Origin of the sequence: Streptomyces sp. NPDC091682 (genome assembly GCF_044756625.1) — a bacterium.
Taxonomy (GTDB): domain Bacteria; phylum Actinomycetota; class Actinomycetes; order Streptomycetales; family Streptomycetaceae; genus Streptomyces.
Window position 1 is genome coordinate 79016 of sequence record NZ_JBIVTH010000005.1, and the last position, 17073, is coordinate 96088.

Genomic DNA, 17073 nt, shown 5'->3' on the forward strand with positions numbered 1-17073 from the left:
GGGCCCTTCCTCGTTCACGACGGCTCAGACGTTGAAGCCGAGCGCGCGGAGCTGCTCGCGGCCGTCGTCCGTGATCTTGTCCGGGCCCCACGGCGGCATCCAGACCCAGTTGATGCGAAGTTCGCTGACGATGCCGTCCGTCGCCGACTTCGCCTGGTCCTCGATGACGTCCGTCAGCGGGCAGGCCGCCGAGGTCAGGGTCATGTCGAGGGTGGCGATGTTCGCGTCGTCGATGTGGATGCCGTAGATCAGGCCCAGGTTGACGACGTCGATGCCCAGCTCGGGGTCGACCACGTCGTAGAGGGCCTCGCGGACCTCCTCCTCGGTGGCCGGCTTGATCGACGCCTCGGGCGTCGCGTTCTCGGTCATGCCGTCTCCCTCTCCGCGCCGCCCAGAGCCTGGGCCGTCGCGTCCTTCCACGCCATCCAGCTCAGCAGAGCACACTTCACACGAGCCGGGTACTTCGAGACGCCGACGAACGCGACCGCGTCCTCCAGCACCTCCTCCATGGCCTCGTCGGGCTCGATCTTGCCCTTGGACTGCATCATCTCCAGGAAGACTGCCTGGATCTTCTGCGCCTCGGCCAGTTCCTTGCCCACGAGCAGCTCGTTCAGTACGGACGCGCTGGCCTGGCTGATGGAGCAGCCCTGGCCCTCGTAGGAGACGTCGGTCAACGTCTCGCCGTCGTACTTCACGCGCAGCGTGATCTCGTCACCGCACGTCGGGTTGACGTGGTGCACCTCGGCGTCGCCGTCGCGCAGGCCGCGCCCGTGCGGGTGCTTGTAGTGGTCCAGGATCAGTTCCTGGTACATCGAATCCAGCTTCACTGCGTCCTCGTCGCCTCGTCCGTCAGCCGAAGAAGTTCCGTACGTGCTCCAGCCCGTCGATCAGCGCATCGACATCGGCCGGAGAGGAGTACAGGTAGAAAGACGCTCGCGTCGTCGCAGGAATTCCGTAGCGCAGGCAGACGGGGCGCGCGCAGTGGTGTCCCACGCGGACCGCGATGCCCTGCTCGTCCAGTACCTGACCGACGTCGTGCGGGTGGATGTCACCCAGGACGAAGGAGATCGCGGCGCCGCGGTCCTCGGCCGTGGTGGGGCCGATGATCCGCAGGTCGGGCACCTCTGCGAGGCGCTTGATCGCGTACTCGGTGATCGCGTGCTCGTGCGCTGCGATCTTGTCCATGCCGATCGCGGTCAGGTAGTCCACGGCCGCGCCGAGGCCGACGGCCTGGGCGATCGGGGGCGTACCCGCCTCGAACTTGTGGGGTGCCGGGGCGTAGGTCGAGGCGTGCATCGACACGGTCTCGATCATCTCGCCGCCGCCGAGGAACGGAGGCAGGTCCTCCAGGAGCTCCTGGCGGCCCCAGAGGACGCCGATGCCGGTCGGGCCGCACATCTTGTGGCCGGTGAAGGCCACGAAGTCGGCGCCGAGCGCCTGCACGTCCAGCGGCATGTGCGGGGCGGCCTGGGAGGCGTCGATCAGTACGAGTGCGCCGACGTCCTGGGCGCGCCGGACGATCGCCTCGACCGGGTTGACCGTGCCCATAATGTTGGAGACCAGCGTGAAGGAGACGATCTTCGTCTTCTCCGTGATGACCTCTTCGATGTTGGACAGGTCGAGCCGGCCGTCGTCGGTGAGGCCGAACCACTTCAGCTTCGCGCCGGTGCGCTGCGCCAGCAGCTGCCACGGCACGATGTTGGAGTGGTGCTCCATCTCCGTGATGGCGATCTCGGTCTCGCGGTCGACCCGGTAGGGCTCGTCCGCCCAACCGAGCATGTTCGCGACCAGGTTGAGCGACTCGGAGGCGTTCTTGGTGAAGATCACCTCGTCGCGGCTCGGTGCGTTGATGAAGGCGGCGACCTTGTCGCGGGCGCCCTCGTACAGCGCCGTGGCCTCCTCGGCGAGCACGTGCACGCCACGGTGGACGTTGGCGTTGTGCTGCTCGTAGTACTCGTTCAGCGCGTCGAGCACCTGGCGCGGCTTCTGCGAGGTCGCCGCGTTGTCCAGGTAAACGATCTTCTTCCCGTCGTGGACCACACGATCCAGCAGGGGGAAGTCCTTGCGGATCGCCTCGATGTCGAGGAGGCCAGGCAGCTGTGTCACGCGGTCGCGCCACCCTTCACGTACTTGTCGTAGCCCTCGGCCTCCAGCTGGTCGGCGAGCTCGGCGCCACCGGACTCGGCGATGCGGCCGTTCGCGAACACGTGCACGAAGTCGGGCTTGATGTAGCGCAGGATGCGCGTGTAGTGGGTGATCAGCAGGGTGCCGACCTCACCGGTCTCGCGGACGCGGTTGACGCCCTCGGAGACGATCCGCAGCGCGTCGACGTCGAGGCCGGAGTCGGTCTCGTCGAGGATCGCGATCTTCGGCTTGAGGAGCTCCAGCTGAAGGATCTCGTGGCGCTTCTTCTCGCCGCCGGAAAAGCCCTCGTTGACGTTGCGCTCGGCGAAGGCCGGGTCCATCTGGAGCTGCTCCATCGCGGACTTGACCTCCTTCACCCAGGTGCGCAGCTTGGGGGCCTCACCGCGGATGGCGGTGGCGGAGGTGCGCAGGAAGTTGGAGACCGAGACGCCGGGGACCTCGACCGGGTACTGCATGGCGAGGAAGAGGCCGGCGCGGGCGCGCTCGTCGACGGACATCTCGAGGACGTCCTCGCCGTCGAGGGTCACGGTGCCACCGGTGATGGTGTACTTCGGGTGACCGGCGAGCGAGTACGCCAGGGTGGACTTGCCGGAGCCGTTCGGACCCATGATGGCGTGCGTCTCACCCTGCTTGACGGTGAGGTCGACGCCCTTGAGGATCTCGCGGGAGCCACTCGCCGAGTCGCCGGTCTCGACGGAGACGTGCAGGTCGTGGATTTCAAGCGTTGCCATGGATACCTCAGGACTCCTGGGTGAGGGAGACGAGCACGTCGTCCCCTTCGATCTTGACGGGGTATACGGGTACGGGGCGCGTCGCGGGCAGACCCGAGGGCTTGCCGGTGCGCAGGTCGAAGGCCGACCCGTGCAGCCAGCACTCGATCATGCAGTCTTCGACCTCGCCCTCCGAGAGCGAGACGTTCGCGTGCGAGCAGATGTCGTTGATCGCGAACACCTCCCCCTCGGTGGAGACGATGGAGACCGGCGTGCCGTCGAGTTCCACCCGTTTCGGGGTGTCCTCCTCCAGCTCGCTGAGCGCGCAGGCCTTGACGTAATTCATCAGACGGAACCCTGGAGCTCGGTCTCGATCTTGGCGAGCAGACGCTCCTCGATGTCGTCGACACCGATCTGCTGGACGAGCTCCGCGAAGAAGCCGCGGACGACCAGACGGCGGGCCTCGTCGGCCGGGATGCCACGGGCCTGCAGGTAGAAGAGCTGCTCGTCGTCGAAGCGGCCGGTCGCGGAGGCGTGGCCGGCACCGACGATCTCGCCGGTCTCGATCTCCAGGTTCGGCACCGAGTCGACCCGCGCGCCGTCCGTGAGGACGAGGTTGCGGTTCATCTCGTAGGTGTCGGTGCCCTCGGCGGTCTTCTCGATGAGCACGTCACCGATCCAGACGGCGTGGGCGTCCTGGCCCTGGAGCGCGCCCTTGTAGACCACGTTCGACTTGCAGTGCGGGGCGTCGTGCGTCACCAGGAGGCGGTGCTCCTGGTGCTGGCCGGCGTCCGTGAAGTACAGGCCGAGCATCTCGCTCTCGCCGCCGGGGCCCGCGTAGGTGACGCGCGGGTGCAGACGGACCAGGTCGCCGCCGAAGGTGATGACCACGGACTTGAAGCTGGCGTCGCGGCCGATCAGGGCGTTGTGCTGCGAGGTGTGGACCGCGGTGTCGTCCCAGTCCTGGACGGACACGAAGGTCACCTTGGCGCCGTCGCCGACGAGGACGTCGACGTTGGCGGCGCGCACGCCGTCACCGGTGTGGTCGATCACGATGATCGCCTCGGCGAACGGCTTGATGTCGAAGACGGTGTGCCCGAAGGTCGTGCCGCCCTCGCCGTGCAGGGCGACCCGGATCGGCTCGGCAAGCACGGTCTCCTTGGGCACGGTGACGACCGTGGCCTTGGCGAAGGAGGAGAAGGCCTGGGCCGCGACCCGGTCGACGGGGGTGCCGGCCTTGCCGATCCGCTCGTCGCCGCGCTCCACGGACTCCACCGTGACGCCCTCGGGCGCGTCGATCTGGGCCTTCATGGTGCCGTCCGCGACAGCGGTGCCGTCGTGCAGGCCCTTGAGGCGGGCGAGCGGGGTGAACCGCCACTCCTCCTCGCGGCCGTGCGGGACCGGGAAGTCGGCCACGTCGAAGGACGGGGGCGCACTCATCCGGGTGGCGACGGTGGACTCGGCGGCCACCGCGATCGCGCCGGCGGTGGTGGAGCCCGCCGCGGGGGTACCGCCCTGAACCGTCAGGTTCTTGGGGGCGTTCTGAGCCTCAGCCATGGCTGTCGTCTTGCTCGCTCTCTTAAAAGAACACGTCTACGTCTGTGAATGTGCTGCGGGGCGGGGCCGGACTAGCCGACCGAACCCTCCATCTGCAGCTCGATCAGCCGGTTGAGCTCCAGCGCGTACTCCATCGGCAGCTCCTTCGCGATCGGCTCGACGAAGCCGCGCACGATCATGGCCATGGCCTCGAACTCGGTGAGGCCGCGCTGCATCAGGTAGAAGAGCTGGTCGTCGGAGACCTTGGAGACGGTGGCCTCGTGGCCCATGGTCACGTCGTCCTCGCGGACGTCCACGTACGGGTACGTGTCCGAGCGGGAGATGGTGTCCACGAGCAGTGCGTCGCAGAGCACGTTGGACTTCGAGCCGGCAGCGCCCTCGCCGATCTCGACCAGACCTCGGTAAGAGGTGCGGCCGCCGCCTCGGGCCACCGACTTGGAGACGATGTTCGAGGAGGTGTTCGGCGCCATGTGGACCATCTTGGAGCCGGCGTCCTGGTGCTGGCCCTCGCCCGCGAAGGCGATGGACAGGGTCTCGCCCTTGGCGTGCTCGCCCATCAGGTAGACGGCCGGGTACTTCATGGTGACCTTGGAACCGATGTTGCCGTCGATCCACTCCATGGTCGCGCCCTCGTACGCCACGGCGCGCTTGGTGACCAGGTTGTAGACGTTGTTCGACCAGTTCTGGATCGTCGTGTAGCGGCAGCGGCCGCCCTTCTTGACGATGATCTCGACCACGGCGCTGTGCAGCGAGTCCGAGGAGTAGATCGGGGCCGTGCAGCCCTCGACGTAGTGGACGTAGGCGTCCTCGTCGACGATGATCAGCGTCCGCTCGAACTGGCCCATGTTCTCCGTGTTGATGCGGAAGTAGGCCTGGAGCGGGATGTCCACGTGGACACCCTTGGGGACGTAGATGAAGGAGCCGCCGGACCACACCGCGGTGTTCAGCGACGCGAACTTGTTGTCGCCCACCGGGATGACCGTGCCGAAGTACTCCTGGAAGAGCTCCGGGTGCTCCTTGAGCGCGGTGTCCGTGTCGAGGAAGATGACGCCCTGCTCCTCCAGGTCCTCGCGGATCTGGTGGTAGACGACCTCGGACTCGTACTGGGCCGCGACACCGGCGACGAGGCGCTGCTTCTCCGCCTCCGGGATGCCGAGCTTGTCGTACGTGTTCTTGATGTCCTCGGGCAGGTCCTCCCACGAAGCGGCCTGCTTCTCGGTGGAACGCACGAAGTACTTGATGTTGTCGAAGTCGATGCCCGAGAGGTCGGAACCCCAGTTCGGCATGGGCTTCTTGTCGAACAGCTTCAGGCCCTTGAGGCGGAGCTTGAGCATCCACTCCGGCTCGGACTTCTTCGCCGAGATGTCGCGGACGACATCTTCGGACAGACCCCGCTTGGCAGCGGCACCGGCCGCGTCGGAGTCGGCCCAGCCGTATTCGTAAGTGCCCAGGCCATCGAGCTCAGGGTGAGCGATCTCCGTGGTCATGCGGGGTTCCTCCCGGCCGTACTTGCAGATACTGATGTGTCGGTCTGTGTGGTGCTCGCGCCACGCGGAATGAACGTCGTGCACACCCCGTCGCCATGGGCGATCGTGGCGAGGCGCTGCACATGGGTCCCCAGCAGACGGGAGAAGACCTCGGTCTCCGCCTCGCAGAGCTGCGGGAACTGCTCGGCGACGTGTGCGACCGGGCAGTGGTGCTGGCAGAGCTGTTCACCGCTGTGCGGACCTGGAGCGCTCTTCGCCGTAGCAGCGTACCCGTCCACGGTCAACGCCCTGGCAAGGGCCTCCGTGCGCTCCTGCGGGGCGGCGGCCTCGACGGCCTCCCGGTAGGCCCGCGCCTGCGCTTCCATCCGCGACTTGGCGAAGGCGGCGACGGCCACCTCGCCCTGTTCGCCGCCGCCGACCGACTGCGCGATCCAGCGCAGGGCGTCCGCGGCGAGCGTGTCGTAGGACTGGTCGAAGGCGTCGCGGCCGCAGTCGGTGAGCGCGAAGACCTTGGCGGGCCGACCCCGGGTGCGCGCGCCGTACACACGCTGCTCACGGGGTTCGACCACGTCGTCGGTGACGAGCGTGTCGAGGTGGCGGCGGACGGCGGCCTGGGTGAGGCCGAGGCGCTGGGCGAGGTCGGCGACGGTGGACGGACCGTGGTCCAGGATCGAGCGCGCCACCCGGTTGCGGGTTGACCGCTCCCCGGTGCCGAGCTCCCCCTGGGGGGTGTCGATCTGCCGTTCGCCGTATTTCACAACGCCATTGTTGCGTAATTAACCGAGCGGCGACAAGCCGTGATGGACGCCACCCCTGGTGGCCTCCATCACTAAGGGTTACCTTATTTATCGACGGAGAGTTATTCGGATGAAGGTATTCCGCTATCTTCCCGGACGCCCTCGATGAGCCCACACACCGCCCCCCACCAGCGCATCTGCACCCGCGACGGCTCCCCGGCACCGCGAAAAGCCGACCTCCGGAAAAGATCACTGAAACATGCCGACGCTTCCAGGACCGACCGACTGAAAAGAACCGCATTCGCGACGCGACGTTCGAATCTCCGGAGACGAACCGGGGAGGAACCGAAGGCGAAGGGGGATCCGGAGGGGGCGACGGGGGCCCTGACCCCGGGACCCACGGCCCCTCCCCCGGCTCCGTAGACTCACCCCCCATGAGCAACGACCCCGCCGTGGAGATCCGCGGACTGGTGAAGCGGTACGGCGCCAAGACCGCGGTGGACGGCCTGGACCTCACCGTCCGGAGCGGCTCCGTCACCGCTGTCCTCGGTCCCAACGGCGCGGGCAAGACGACCACGGTGGAGACCTGCGAGGGCTACCTCCGCCCGGACGCCGGCACCGTCCGCGTCCTCGGCCTCGACCCGGTCGCCCAGGCCGAGGCCCTGCGCCCGCGGATCGGCGTGATGCTGCAGTCCGGAGGCGTCTACTCCGGAGCCCGCGCCGTCGAGATGCTCCGCCACATGGCCAAGCTCTACGCCGACCCGCTCGACGTCGACACCCTGGTGGAACGCCTCGGCCTCGGCGGTTGCGGCCGCACCCCCTACCGCCGGCTCTCCGGCGGCCAGCAGCAGCGCCTGGCCCTGGCCATGGCCGTGGTGGGCCGCCCCGAGCTGGTCTTCCTCGACGAACCCACCGCCGGCCTGGACCCGCAGGCCCGCCGCGCGACCTGGGACCTCGTACGGGAGCTGCGCACCGACGGGGTCACCGTCGTCCTCACCACCCACCACATGGACGAGGCCGAGCAGCTCGCCGACGAGGTCGCCATCGTGGACGCGGGCAAGGTCATCGTCCACGGCAGCCCCGAGCAGCTGTGCCGCGGCGGCGCCGAGAACACCCTGCGCTTCACCGGCCGCCCCGCCCTCGACCTCGCCTCGCTCCTGAAGGCGCTGCCCGACGGCACCGAGGCCGCCGAGCTCACCCCGGGCGTCTACCGGGTCACCGGCGACGTCCACCCGCAGCTGCTGGCCACCGTCGCCTCCTGGTGCGCGCAGCACGGCGTGATGCCGAGCAGCCTCACGGTCGAGCGGCACACCCTCGAGGACGTCTTCCTCGAACTGACAGGCAAGGAGCTGCGCGCATGAGCGCCGGTACGTTCGCCCCCCGCCCGGGGGCCGCGCCCGTGTCCCGCATGATCCTCGCGCAGACGGCGCTGGAGACCCGGATGCTGCTGCGCAACGGGGAGCAGCTGCTGCTCACCGTGATCATCCCGGCGTTGCTGCTGACCCTCTTCTCCGCGGTCGACATCGTGGACACCGGCACCGAGAGGTCCGTGGACTTCCTCGCGCCCGGGATCCTGGCGCTCGCCGTGATGTCCACCGCCTTCACCGGCCAGGCCATCGCCACCGGCTTCGACCGCCGCTACGGGGTCCTCAAGCGGCTCGGGGCCTCCCCGCTGCCCCGCTGGGCCCTGATGGCCGCCAAGACCCTGTCGGTGCTGGTCACCGAGGTACTGCAGATCGCCCTGCTGACGGTGATCGCCCTCGCGCTGGGCTGGTCACCGCAGGGCGACCCGCTGTCGGTGGCCGCGCTGATCCTGCTGGGCACCGCCGCCTTCTCCGGCCTCGGGCTGCTGATGGCGGGCACCCTCAAGGCCGAGATGACCCTGGCCGCCGCCAACCTGGTCTTCCTGCTGCTGCTGGTCGGCGGCGGGGTGATCGTGCCGCTGGAGAAGTTCCCCGACGCCGTGCGGTCGGTCCTCGGGCTGCTGCCCATCTCGGCCCTGTCCGACGGGCTGCGCGAGGTGCTCCAGCACGGTGCTTCGCTCCCGTGGGGCGACGCGGCCGTACTGGCGGGCTGGGCCGTACTCGGTCTGGGCGCCGCCGCGCGGCTCTTCCGCTGGGAATGAAATCCTTCCCCTCGCGGCGGCGATGCCGCGAGGATGGGCCCCTCACACATGAAGCCGGGGGGCGGACATGGTGCAGCGGGAAGCCGTTCTACGGCTGGACGATCAATGGACACGGGTGCGGTCGGGGGCGGAGCACACGGAGCCCGGGGAGCGCGACCGGCTCCTCGACGAGCTGATCGGCGCACTGCGCCCGTTCACGGACGACCCTCGGTGCACCGCACTGCTCGGGCTGCGCCTCGCCGATCGGGCCGCCGCGCGGTTCGCCGCGGGAGACCGCGCCAGCGCCCTCGCCACGATCGAGGAGGGGCTGCGCAGCTCCGAGCGCGCGGCCGGACACTCCCCCGAATTCGCCCGCTGGTACGCCCGCGGGCTGATCAACCACGGGGTCTGGCTGTCCTGGCCGCTCAGCGACGGGGCCCGGCTGCCCAAGCACCCGCTGGGCCCGGCCGCGGGAACAGGGCCGAGCGCCATGGAGCGCGCGGCCGGTGAGCGCGCCCGCGATCTGACCCGGACCGCGGTGGAGGTGTGGGCGGGCCTGGACCAGCGGGATCCGGTCAACCGGCTGGGTCTGGCCCAGGCCAAGGTGTTCCTCGGGGACCGCCTCGCCGAGCTGGGGTTCGCCGAGGAGGCCGTGGCCTGGGCCGTGGCCGCCGAGTCCGACTTCCGGCAGCTGTTGCTCGGGGACCCGGCCACGGAGGAGTCCGGGGAGGCGGAGGAGGCCCTCGACCACATCGGCCGCCAGCTGGAACTGCGGCTGCGCTTCCTGACCTTCGGCTCGCTGGTCAGCCTGCGCACGCAGGGGCTGCTGCCCGAGCGGCTGCTGCCCCGGGCCGTGGTGGCCGCCCGCATCCAGGGGGTGGCGGAGCCGGGGATCGCGACCGGGCTGGGTCTCGACGTCGAGCAGGTGCGCACGATGCTGGAGGTCACCCCCTGGCTCGCGGTGTGGCGCTTCGAGGTGCGCGGGCCCGACGGCCTGTGGAGCGCATTGGAACATCCCTGGCACAGCACCACAGAAGTAAGGAACAGGACGGCGAAGGACGTAGCGGGCGAGTTACTGCGGGGGTTCGTCGCCTCGACGGACCACCCGGGCGCCGCTGCCCATTGGCGCCTCCTCCTGTGGTGGCAGGAGGAGGGCGACCCCGCGGGGGCGAAGTACCGGCTGGCCGTCGGCCCGGACGCCCCCCTGGCCACCCCCTCGTGAAACTTTGCACAAGTGGTCGCCTACGATATGGGGCGTGCTGAACCCCCTCGCCCACATCGCCAGCCGCTGGACCCCGTCACCCCGGATCGTCCAGCGGGCCGCACTCGCCGCACTCGTCATGAGCGTGGCCATCGTCGTCACCGGCGGCGCGGTACGGCTGACCGGGTCCGGCCTCGGCTGCGACACCTGGCCCAAGTGCACCGACGACAGTCTGATCGTGACGCAGGAGCAGGGCTTCCACGGCATCATCGAATTCGGCAACCGGATGCTGACCTACGTGCTCAGCGCGGCGGTCGGCTGGGGGATCGTCGCCGCCCGCTCGGCCAAGCCCTGGCGGCACTCCCTGACGAAGCTCGGCTGGGTCCAGTTCGCAGTCGTGATGTCGAACGCCGTGCTCGGTGGGATCACCGTCCGCACCGGACTCAACCCGTACAGCGTGGCCGGACACTTCCTCCTCGCCACCGCCCTGATCGCGGTGACGACGGTCACCTGGCAGCGCACCCGCGAGGGCGACGGCGCCCCCCGGCCGCGCGTGCCCGGCCCGGTGCGCAAGCTGTCGTGGGCGTTGCTCGCGACCACCCTCGTACTGATCGCGGCGGGCACCGTCGTGACCGGCTCCGGTCCGCACGCCGGTGACAGCAGCGAGATCAAGCGCATGCCCTTCGACTGGGACACCACCGTCCACGTGCACGCCGCCGCCGCCTGGCTGGTGTGCGCGCTCGGCATCGCGATGTGGCTGGTCCTGCGCGTCGTCGACGCTCCCGCCGACACCCGGGCCCGCGCCCGCGACCTGCTGATCGTCCTGCTCGCCCAGGGCGCGATCGGCTACGTGCAGTACGCCACCCAGGTCCCCGAGGTCCTGGTCGGCGCCCACATGCTCGGCTCCTGCCTGGTGTGGATCGCCGTGGTCCGGGTCGCGCTGAGCCTGCGCGAGCGGCCCGTCGAACAGGCGGAGATCCCCGCCCAGGCCGACCCGCAGCTCTCCGCGGCCTAAGCACGATCCAGGCGGTAGACGCGGCGGGCGTTGCCGGCCGCCACCAGGGCGGCCACCCGTTCCGCGTCCCGCCAGGACCAGGAACCCTCGGCCGCCCAGCCGCCCAGCACCCGGCCCAGCGCCTCGCGGAACACCAGGGCTCCCACCGCGTGCAGTTCGGGCAGCTGCCGGCCACCGCTGGAGAACAGCACCTTGCCGAACGGCGCGGTCTCCAGCAGCTCCGCCAGGACCGCCGCGGCCCGCGCCCCGGTCCGCCCGAGCGCCGCGCCCGTATCGGCGTAGACGTGCGGGAAGGCCGCCGCGAGCTGGGCGGTGCGGCGGTGGTGCGGATATCCGCCGAGCAGCACCAGGCGCGTCCCGAGGCCCGCGGTGGCCCGTACGAACCCGGTCAGCGCGGCGGGGTCGGCCTCGTCCGTGTGCAGCTGGAGCGGCCGCCCCGACGCCACCGCGCTCCACAACAGGTGGGCCAGGAGCACGGGGTCCCGCACGGCTCCGCCCCGCGGCCGCCGGGCCAGCCACCTGCCGGCCGCACCGCGCACGGCGCCGGGACCGGGCGGCTCGGGTTCGACGGCCGGGGTGTCCCCGCGGGTGAAGGCCGTGGCACAGGTGAAGGCCGCGGCCCCGGTGGCTGCGTGGTGGACCGCCCCGGCGAGATTGGCGAGGAAGGAGCCCACCGTGCCGGACGTGTCGGCGACCTGCTCGGCCAGCAACTCCAGCCGGACCGACTCGAAGGCTTCGGCGTCCCCGGCGAGCGCCAGTTCCTTGGGCCCGGTGAGGTCTCCGGGCACCCCGGTGTCGACCAGGTAGGCGGCCACTCCGGATCCCGTCAGCAACCGCCGGGTGGTCTCCGCCACGCCCAGCTCGCGCCGCCGCGCCAGATAGCGGGCGGGGGTGGCGTGCGGCTCCAGCCCCAGCAGCGGTGGGCACCAGCGGCGCACCGCGAAGCCGGTCTGCGTGTCGAAGGAGGTGGTGCCCGCGGCGGGCGGGCCGGCCGAACGCACCAATTGGGCCTCGAAGGTGCCCAGGCCCAGCTCCGTACGGAGTACTCCGTGGCAGTACTGGTCCACCAGGGGCGGCGTTTCGATCATCCGGTCATCCCGTTGCGGACGTGAGGAAGGGGCTTCCACACGTCCTAACGGGTGAGCGGGGTGTGAGGTGTTGCTCGGGCTGTTGACCGAGACGGCACTCCCGGGTCCCCCGGACGTTCTCCCGGGGTCAGGCCGCCGGGTTCTCGGGTCCGCCGATCTGGATGCCGGCCATCCGCGTCCACTCGTACGGGCCCGTGCGCACGCGCGCTGCGAACTCTCCGTCGAACTCGTCGTGGAGGGTCAGCGCGGCCTTCTCCGCGGCCAGCTGGGCCACCTCGAAGCTGGGGGCGACCAGGTCGCCCCAGCCGCCGTCCGTACCCACGAGCACGATCCGGGTGCCGGCCTGGCCGATGTGGGCGAGCTGGCCCTCGACGCCGCCGTGCTGCTTGGCGAACGCGCCGATCTGCTTGGCCAGCTTCGCGGCCTTACGGTCCTGCTTCTTGTCCGCGGCGCCTGCGGCGGCCGCCGTGTCTGCGGTGTCTCCCATGGAAGTCATGCTACCGGCGAGTAATCAACGGAGGAAGGGATCCACGGCCACCGCCACGAACAGCAGCGACACGTAGGTGATGGACCAGTGGAACAGGCGCATCTCCTTGAGCTTCGCGCCCGTGACGCCCGCCTTGGCCCGCGCGTGCAGTGCGTGCGCCTCCCACAGCCACCAGCCACCCGCCGCCAGCGCGACCGAGGTGTAGAACCAGCCGGTGTACTCCAGCGGGGTCAGCAGCAGCGAGACCGCCACCATCACCCAGCTGTAGAGGACGATCTGGCGCGACACGACCTTGTTGCCCGCCACGACCGGGAGCATCGGCACGCCGGCCCGCGCGTAGTCGTCCTTGACCTTCATCGACAGCGGCCAGTAGTGCGGCGGCGTCCAGAAGAAGATGACGAGGAAGAGGATGACCGCGGCCCAGGAGACCTCGTTCTTGACGGCCGACCAGCCGATCAGTACCGGCATGCAGCCCGCGATGCCGCCCCAGACGATGTTCTGCGCGGTGCGCCGCTTCAGCAGCATCGTGTAGATCACGACGTAGAAGAGGAGCGCGCCGAGCGACAGCGCCGCCGACAGCCAGTTGACGAGCAGGCCGAAGAAGAGGGTGGAGACGACCGCGAGGGTGAGGCCGAAGGCCAGGCACTCCCGCGGGCTGACCATGCCGGTCACCAGCGGGCGCTGCGAGGTCCGGTCCATCAGCGCGTCGATGTCGCGGTCGATGTACATGTTCAGCGCGTTGGCGCCGCCCGCGGACAAGTAGCCGCCGAAGCAGGTCACCAGAACCAGCTGCAGCGACGGAACGCCCTGCTCTGCCAGGAACATCACCGGCACTGTGGTGATCAGCAGAAGTTCGATGATCCGCGGCTTGGTCAATGCCACGAAAGCCATGACGCGGGTCCCGAGCGGCCGGTGACCGGGGCTCGTCCCGAGCACCCCCGCTGGACGGGATTCGACGGCCGTCACGCACACCCCTGAGAGAGAATCCAGCAAGCTCCGACTCGGACCATTCACGACATGAAGGCCCGGTTGGGGCTTGCGCGTACCACGCCACTGTAGACGTTGCACTTACGTCGCCCCGCGCCGGGGTCGCCTCGTGTTGAGCCGATCGGGCCGTGCATACATACGGGGGACGGGCCCCGCCGGACGCCGGTGTGCGGGTGAACGAGCGGCGGCGGCGCGGTGACGGACCGCCTGCACTCGAATAGCTGCACGCCGTTGCGGGGGTAGGCTCAGAATCGCCGGTGCACCGTTCGTCACCGGGATACAAACATGTGGAGAGGAGCCCTGACTCACGGTGAGCACCAAGCCGACCACCACAGAGCTCGAGTGGACCGAACTGGACCAGCGGGCCGTCGACACCGCCCGCATCCTGGCCGCTGATGCGGTCCAGAGAGTCGGGAACGGCCACCCCGGTACGGCGATGAGCCTGGCCCCCGCCGCGTACACCCTCTTCCAGAAGGTGATGCGACACGACCCGGCGGACCCCGAGTGGGTGGGCCGCGACCGTTTCGTGCTCTCCGCGGGGCACTCGTCCCTGACCCTCTACACCCAGCTGTACCTGGGCGGGTTCGGGCTGGAGCTGGACGACCTGAAGGCGTTCCGCACCTGGGGCTCGAAGACCCCCGGCCACCCGGAGTACGGCCACACGGCCGGCGTGGAGACCACCACCGGTCCCCTCGGCCAGGGCATCGCCAACGCGGTGGGCATGGCCATGGCCGCCCGCTACGAGCGCGGCCTGTTCGACCCGGAGGCCGCCCAGGGCGCCTCCCCGTTCGACCACATGGTCTACGCGATCGCGGGCGACGGCTGCCTCCAGGAGGGCATCTCCCACGAGGCGTCCGCGCTGGCCGGCCACCAGAAGCTCGGCAACCTCGTCCTGCTGTGGGACGACAACCACATCTCCATCGAGGGCGACACGGAGACGGCCGTCTCCGAGGACACCCTGAAGCGCTACGAGGCGTACGGCTGGCACGTCCAGCGCGTCGAGCAGCAGGAGAACGGCGACCTCGACCCGAAGGCGCTGTTCGCCGCCCTCCAGGCCGCCAAGGCCGAGACCGGCCGGCCGTCCTTCATCGCGGCCCGCTCGATCATCGCCTGGCCCGCCCCGCACGCCCAGAACACCGAGGCCGCCCACGGCTCGGCGCTCGGCGACGACGAGGTCGCGGCCACCAAGCGCGTGCTCGGCTTCGACCCGGAGCAGACCTTCGAGGTCTCCGACGAGGTCATCGCCCACACCCGCGCCCTCGGCGACCGCGGCCGCGAGGCCAAGGCCGAGTGGGAGAAGGAGTTCTCCGCCTGGCGCACCGCCAACCCGGAGCGCGCCGCCGAGTTCGACCGCATCAACGCCAACGAGCTGCCCGCGGGCTGGGAGGACGAGCTCCCCGTCTTCGAGGCAGGCAAGGGCGTCGCCACCCGCGCCGCCTCCGGCAAGGTCCTCGGCGCGCTGGGCGCGGTCATCCCGGAGCTGTGGGGCGGCTCGGCCGACCTGGCCGGCTCCAACAACACCACCATCGACAAGGACTCCTCGTTCCTGCCGGTGGGGAACCCGCTGCCGGAGGCCGACCCGTACGGCCGCACCATCCACTTCGGCATCCGCGAGCACGCCATGGCCGCGTCCATGAACGGCATCGCGCTGCACGGCCACACCCGCATCTACGGCGGCACCTTCCTGGTGTTCTCCGACTACATGCGCAACGCCGTCCGCCTCTCCGCGCTCATGCACCTGCCGGTGACGTACGTGTGGACGCACGACTCCATCGGTCTGGGCGAGGACGGCCCGACCCACCAGCCGGTCGAGCACCTCGCCTCGCTGCGCGCCATCCCGGGCCTGAACGTCGTCCGCCCGGCCGACGCCAACGAGACCGCCATCGCCTGGCGCGAGATCCTGCGCCGACACACCAAGGTCTTCGGCAAGGGTGCCCCGCACGGCCTCGCGCTGACCCGCCAGGGCGTGCCGACCTACGAGCGCAACGAGGCCGCCGCCAAGGGCGGGTACGTCCTGTTCGAGGCCGAGGGCGGCCCGGCGCAGGTCCTCCTCATCGGTACCGGCTCCGAGGTTCACCTGGCCGTCGAGGCCCGTGAGCAGCTCCAGGCCCAGGGCGTCCCCACCCGGGTCGTCTCGATGCCGTCGGTCGAGTGGTTCGAGGAGCAGGACCAGGAGTACAAGGACAGCGTCCTGCCGCCGTCGGTGAAGGCCCGCGTCGCGGTCGAGGCGGGCATCGGCCTGACCTGGCACCGCTACGTCGGTAACGCAGGCCGGATCGTCTCGCTGGAGCACTTCGGTGCCTCGGCGGACGCGAAGGTGCTCTTCCGCGAGTTCGGCTTCACCGCCGAGAACGTGGCGGCCGCCGCCCAGGAATCCATCGCCGCCGCCGCGCGCTGACGCCGGTACGCAACCCAAGTAGGAGATGTAATCCCATGACAGACGCACTCAAGCGCCTCTCCGACGAAGGCGTCGCGATCTGGCTGGACGACCTGTCCCGCAAGCGCATCACGTCCGGCAACCTGGCCGAGCTCATCGACCAGTCGCACGTGGTCGGTGTCACCACCAACCCGGCGATCTTCCAGAAGGCCATCAGCGGCGGCGAGGGCTACGAGCAGCAGCTCACCGACCTCGCGACCCGCAAGGTCACCGTGGAAGAGGCCCTGCGCATGATCACGACGGCGGACGTCAGGGACGCCGCCGACATCCTGCGCCCGGTCTACGACCGCACCGACGGCCAGGACGGCCGGGTGTCGATCGAGGTCGACCCGCGCCTGGCGCACAACACCCCGGCGACCATCGCCGAGGCCAAGCAGCTTGCCTGGCTGGTGGACCGCCCGAACACGCTCATCAAGATCCCGGCGACCAAGGCCGGCCTGCCGGCGATCACCGAGGTCATCGGCAAGGGCATCAGCGTCAACGTCACGCTGATCTTCTCGCTGGAGCGCTACCGCGAGGTCATGGACGCGTACCTGGCGGGTCTGGAGAAGGCCAAGGCCGCCGGCCTGGACCTCTCCCTGATCCACTCGGTCGCCTCCTTCTTCGTGTCCCGCGTGGACTCGGAGATCGACAAGCGCCTGGACGCGGTCGGCACCGACGAGGCGAAGGCCCTCAAGGGCAAGGCGGCTCTCGCCAATGCCCGTCTGGCCTACGAGGCCTACGAGGAGGTCTTCGCCAGCGACCGCTGGGTCGCCCTGGAGCGTCTCGGCGCCAACAAGCAGCGTGCGCTGTGGGCCTCGACGGGCGTCAAGGACCCGGCGTACAAGGACACCCTGTACGTGGACGACCTGGTCGCCCCGAACACGGTGAACACCATGCCGGAGGCCACCCTGGAGGCCACCGCCGACCACGGGCAGATCACGGGTGACACCGTGCGCGGCACCTACGGGCAGGCGCGCGCCGAGCTCGACGCGGTCGCGAAGCTGGGCATCTCGTACGACGATGTGGTGCAGCTGCTCGAGGACGAGGGCGTCGAGAAGTTCGAGGCGTCCTGGAACGACCTGCTCAAGTCGACCGAGGCGGAGCTTGAGCGCCTTGCCCCCACGGAGGCCTGAACA

General features: G+C 69.9%; 17 protein-coding genes. 6 read left to right on the top strand and 11 right to left on the bottom strand.

Annotated features, from left to right (window positions below; all coding sequences use genetic code 11):
* Nucleotides 1–24 precede the first annotated feature (24 nt).
* The 8 genes from ACIQK6_RS13365 to ACIQK6_RS13400 form a co-directional block, all read right to left on the bottom strand.
* Nucleotides 25–369 (bottom strand): metal-sulfur cluster assembly factor, encoded by a 345-nt coding sequence (locus ACIQK6_RS13365; RefSeq protein ID WP_030009139.1) that lies wholly within the window; start codon nucleotides 367–369, stop codon nucleotides 25–27.
* Nucleotides 366–827, bottom strand: a complete 462-nt coding sequence (gene sufU / locus ACIQK6_RS13370; protein ID WP_150256905.1) for a Fe-S cluster assembly sulfur transfer protein SufU — start codon at nucleotides 825–827, stop codon at nucleotides 366–368. Before sufU ends, ACIQK6_RS13365 begins: the two co-directional genes overlap by 4 nt.
* A 22-nt stretch (nucleotides 828–849) precedes the next feature.
* The gene (locus tag ACIQK6_RS13375) at nucleotides 850–2106 is read right to left on the bottom strand and encodes a cysteine desulfurase (protein ID WP_031149087.1); all 1257 of its coding nucleotides are present in this window, start codon (nucleotides 2104–2106) and stop codon (nucleotides 850–852) included.
* Nucleotides 2103–2876 carry a Fe-S cluster assembly ATPase SufC gene (gene sufC, locus ACIQK6_RS13380; RefSeq protein WP_329103328.1) on the bottom strand — a complete coding sequence of 258 codons (774 nt, stop codon included), beginning with the start codon at nucleotides 2874–2876 and terminating at the stop codon, nucleotides 2103–2105. The genes ACIQK6_RS13375 and sufC overlap by 4 nt, the downstream gene beginning before the upstream one ends.
* A gap of 7 nt (nucleotides 2877–2883) precedes the next feature.
* Nucleotides 2884–3201 (bottom strand): bifunctional 3-phenylpropionate/cinnamic acid dioxygenase ferredoxin subunit, encoded by a 318-nt coding sequence (locus ACIQK6_RS13385; RefSeq protein WP_030388907.1) that lies wholly within the window; start codon nucleotides 3199–3201, stop codon nucleotides 2884–2886.
* On the bottom strand, nucleotides 3201–4412 hold the full coding sequence (sufD, locus tag ACIQK6_RS13390; protein WP_329103326.1) for a Fe-S cluster assembly protein SufD: 1212 nt from the start codon (nucleotides 4410–4412) through the stop codon (nucleotides 3201–3203). Before sufD ends, ACIQK6_RS13385 begins: the two co-directional genes overlap by 1 nt.
* Before the next feature lie 71 nt (nucleotides 4413–4483).
* A complete protein-coding gene (gene sufB, locus ACIQK6_RS13395) occupies nucleotides 4484–5899 on the bottom strand; it encodes a Fe-S cluster assembly protein SufB (RefSeq protein ID WP_329103324.1) in 1416 nt (471 codons plus the stop codon).
* Nucleotides 5896–6657 carry a metalloregulator ArsR/SmtB family transcription factor gene (locus tag ACIQK6_RS13400; protein WP_329103322.1) on the bottom strand — a complete coding sequence of 254 codons (762 nt, stop codon included), beginning with the start codon at nucleotides 6655–6657 and terminating at the stop codon, nucleotides 5896–5898. The genes sufB and ACIQK6_RS13400 overlap by 4 nt, the downstream gene beginning before the upstream one ends.
* Before the next feature lie 413 nt (nucleotides 6658–7070).
* Between ACIQK6_RS13400 and ACIQK6_RS13405 the strand changes: the two genes are divergently transcribed.
* The 4 genes from ACIQK6_RS13405 to ACIQK6_RS13420 all read left to right on the top strand — a co-directional run bounded on the left by ACIQK6_RS13405 (nucleotide 7071) and on the right by ACIQK6_RS13420 (nucleotide 10956).
* Entirely contained in the window at nucleotides 7071–7997 is a 927-nt protein-coding gene (locus ACIQK6_RS13405; protein WP_329103320.1) for an ABC transporter ATP-binding protein, read from the top strand.
* The gene (locus ACIQK6_RS13410; RefSeq protein WP_329103318.1) at nucleotides 7994–8761 is read left to right on the top strand and encodes an ABC transporter permease; all 768 of its coding nucleotides are present in this window, start codon (nucleotides 7994–7996) and stop codon (nucleotides 8759–8761) included. Before ACIQK6_RS13405 ends, ACIQK6_RS13410 begins: the two co-directional genes overlap by 4 nt.
* Before the next feature lie 67 nt (nucleotides 8762–8828).
* The gene (locus tag ACIQK6_RS13415) at nucleotides 8829–9962 is read left to right on the top strand and encodes a hypothetical protein (protein WP_329103316.1); all 1134 of its coding nucleotides are present in this window, start codon (nucleotides 8829–8831) and stop codon (nucleotides 9960–9962) included.
* 25 nt (nucleotides 9963–9987) lie between these two features.
* The gene (locus ACIQK6_RS13420) at nucleotides 9988–10956 is read left to right on the top strand and encodes a heme A synthase (protein ID WP_402694936.1); all 969 of its coding nucleotides are present in this window, start codon (nucleotides 9988–9990) and stop codon (nucleotides 10954–10956) included.
* Here ACIQK6_RS13420 and ACIQK6_RS13425 read toward each other — a convergent pair.
* The 3 genes from ACIQK6_RS13425 to ACIQK6_RS13435 form a co-directional block, all read right to left on the bottom strand.
* The gene (locus ACIQK6_RS13425) at nucleotides 10953–12044 is read right to left on the bottom strand and encodes an amidohydrolase (RefSeq protein ID WP_329103312.1); all 1092 of its coding nucleotides are present in this window, start codon (nucleotides 12042–12044) and stop codon (nucleotides 10953–10955) included. The genes ACIQK6_RS13420 and ACIQK6_RS13425 overlap by 4 nt on opposite strands.
* Nucleotides 12045–12171: 127 nt before the next feature.
* The gene (locus ACIQK6_RS13430) at nucleotides 12172–12531 is read right to left on the bottom strand and encodes a hypothetical protein (protein WP_329103310.1); all 360 of its coding nucleotides are present in this window, start codon (nucleotides 12529–12531) and stop codon (nucleotides 12172–12174) included.
* 24 nt (nucleotides 12532–12555) lie between these two features.
* Nucleotides 12556–13503 carry a heme o synthase gene (locus ACIQK6_RS13435; RefSeq protein ID WP_329108049.1) on the bottom strand — a complete coding sequence of 316 codons (948 nt, stop codon included), beginning with the start codon at nucleotides 13501–13503 and terminating at the stop codon, nucleotides 12556–12558.
* Nucleotides 13504–13828: 325 nt separating this feature from the next.
* On the opposite strand from ACIQK6_RS13435, the gene tkt reads away from it, so the two are divergent.
* The gene (tkt, locus tag ACIQK6_RS13440; protein ID WP_329103308.1) at nucleotides 13829–15916 is read left to right on the top strand and encodes a transketolase; all 2088 of its coding nucleotides are present in this window, start codon (nucleotides 13829–13831) and stop codon (nucleotides 15914–15916) included.
* 35 nt (nucleotides 15917–15951) lie between these two features.
* Nucleotides 15952–17070, top strand: coding sequence for a transaldolase (gene tal, locus ACIQK6_RS13445; RefSeq protein ID WP_402694808.1), 1119 nt, complete (start codon nucleotides 15952–15954; stop codon nucleotides 17068–17070).
* Nucleotides 17071–17073: the final 3 nt, after the last annotated feature.

Coding starts and splice junctions, on each gene's coding strand:
- ACIQK6_RS13365 (WP_030009139.1), bottom strand. CDS start 369: ATGACCGAGAACGCGACGCCCGAGGCGTCGATCAAGCCGGCCACCGAG.
- sufC (WP_329103328.1), bottom strand. CDS start 2,876: ATGGCAACGCTTGAAATCCACGACCTGCACGTCTCCGTCGAGACCGGC.
- ACIQK6_RS13385 (WP_030388907.1), bottom strand. CDS start 3,201: ATGAATTACGTCAAGGCCTGCGCGCTCAGCGAGCTGGAGGAGGACACC.
- sufD (WP_329103326.1), bottom strand. CDS start 4,412: ATGGCTGAGGCTCAGAACGCCCCCAAGAACCTGACGGTTCAGGGCGGT.
- sufB (WP_329103324.1), bottom strand. CDS start 5,899: ATGACCACGGAGATCGCTCACCCTGAGCTCGATGGCCTGGGCACTTAC.
- ACIQK6_RS13405 (WP_329103320.1), top strand. CDS start 7,071: ATGAGCAACGACCCCGCCGTGGAGATCCGCGGACTGGTGAAGCGGTAC.
- ACIQK6_RS13410 (WP_329103318.1), top strand. CDS start 7,994: ATGAGCGCCGGTACGTTCGCCCCCCGCCCGGGGGCCGCGCCCGTGTCC.
- ACIQK6_RS13415 (WP_329103316.1), top strand. CDS start 8,829: ATGGTGCAGCGGGAAGCCGTTCTACGGCTGGACGATCAATGGACACGG.
- ACIQK6_RS13425 (WP_329103312.1), bottom strand. CDS start 12,044: ATGATCGAAACGCCGCCCCTGGTGGACCAGTACTGCCACGGAGTACTC.
- ACIQK6_RS13430 (WP_329103310.1), bottom strand. CDS start 12,531: ATGGGAGACACCGCAGACACGGCGGCCGCCGCAGGCGCCGCGGACAAG.
- tal (WP_402694808.1), top strand. CDS start 15,952: ATGACAGACGCACTCAAGCGCCTCTCCGACGAAGGCGTCGCGATCTGG.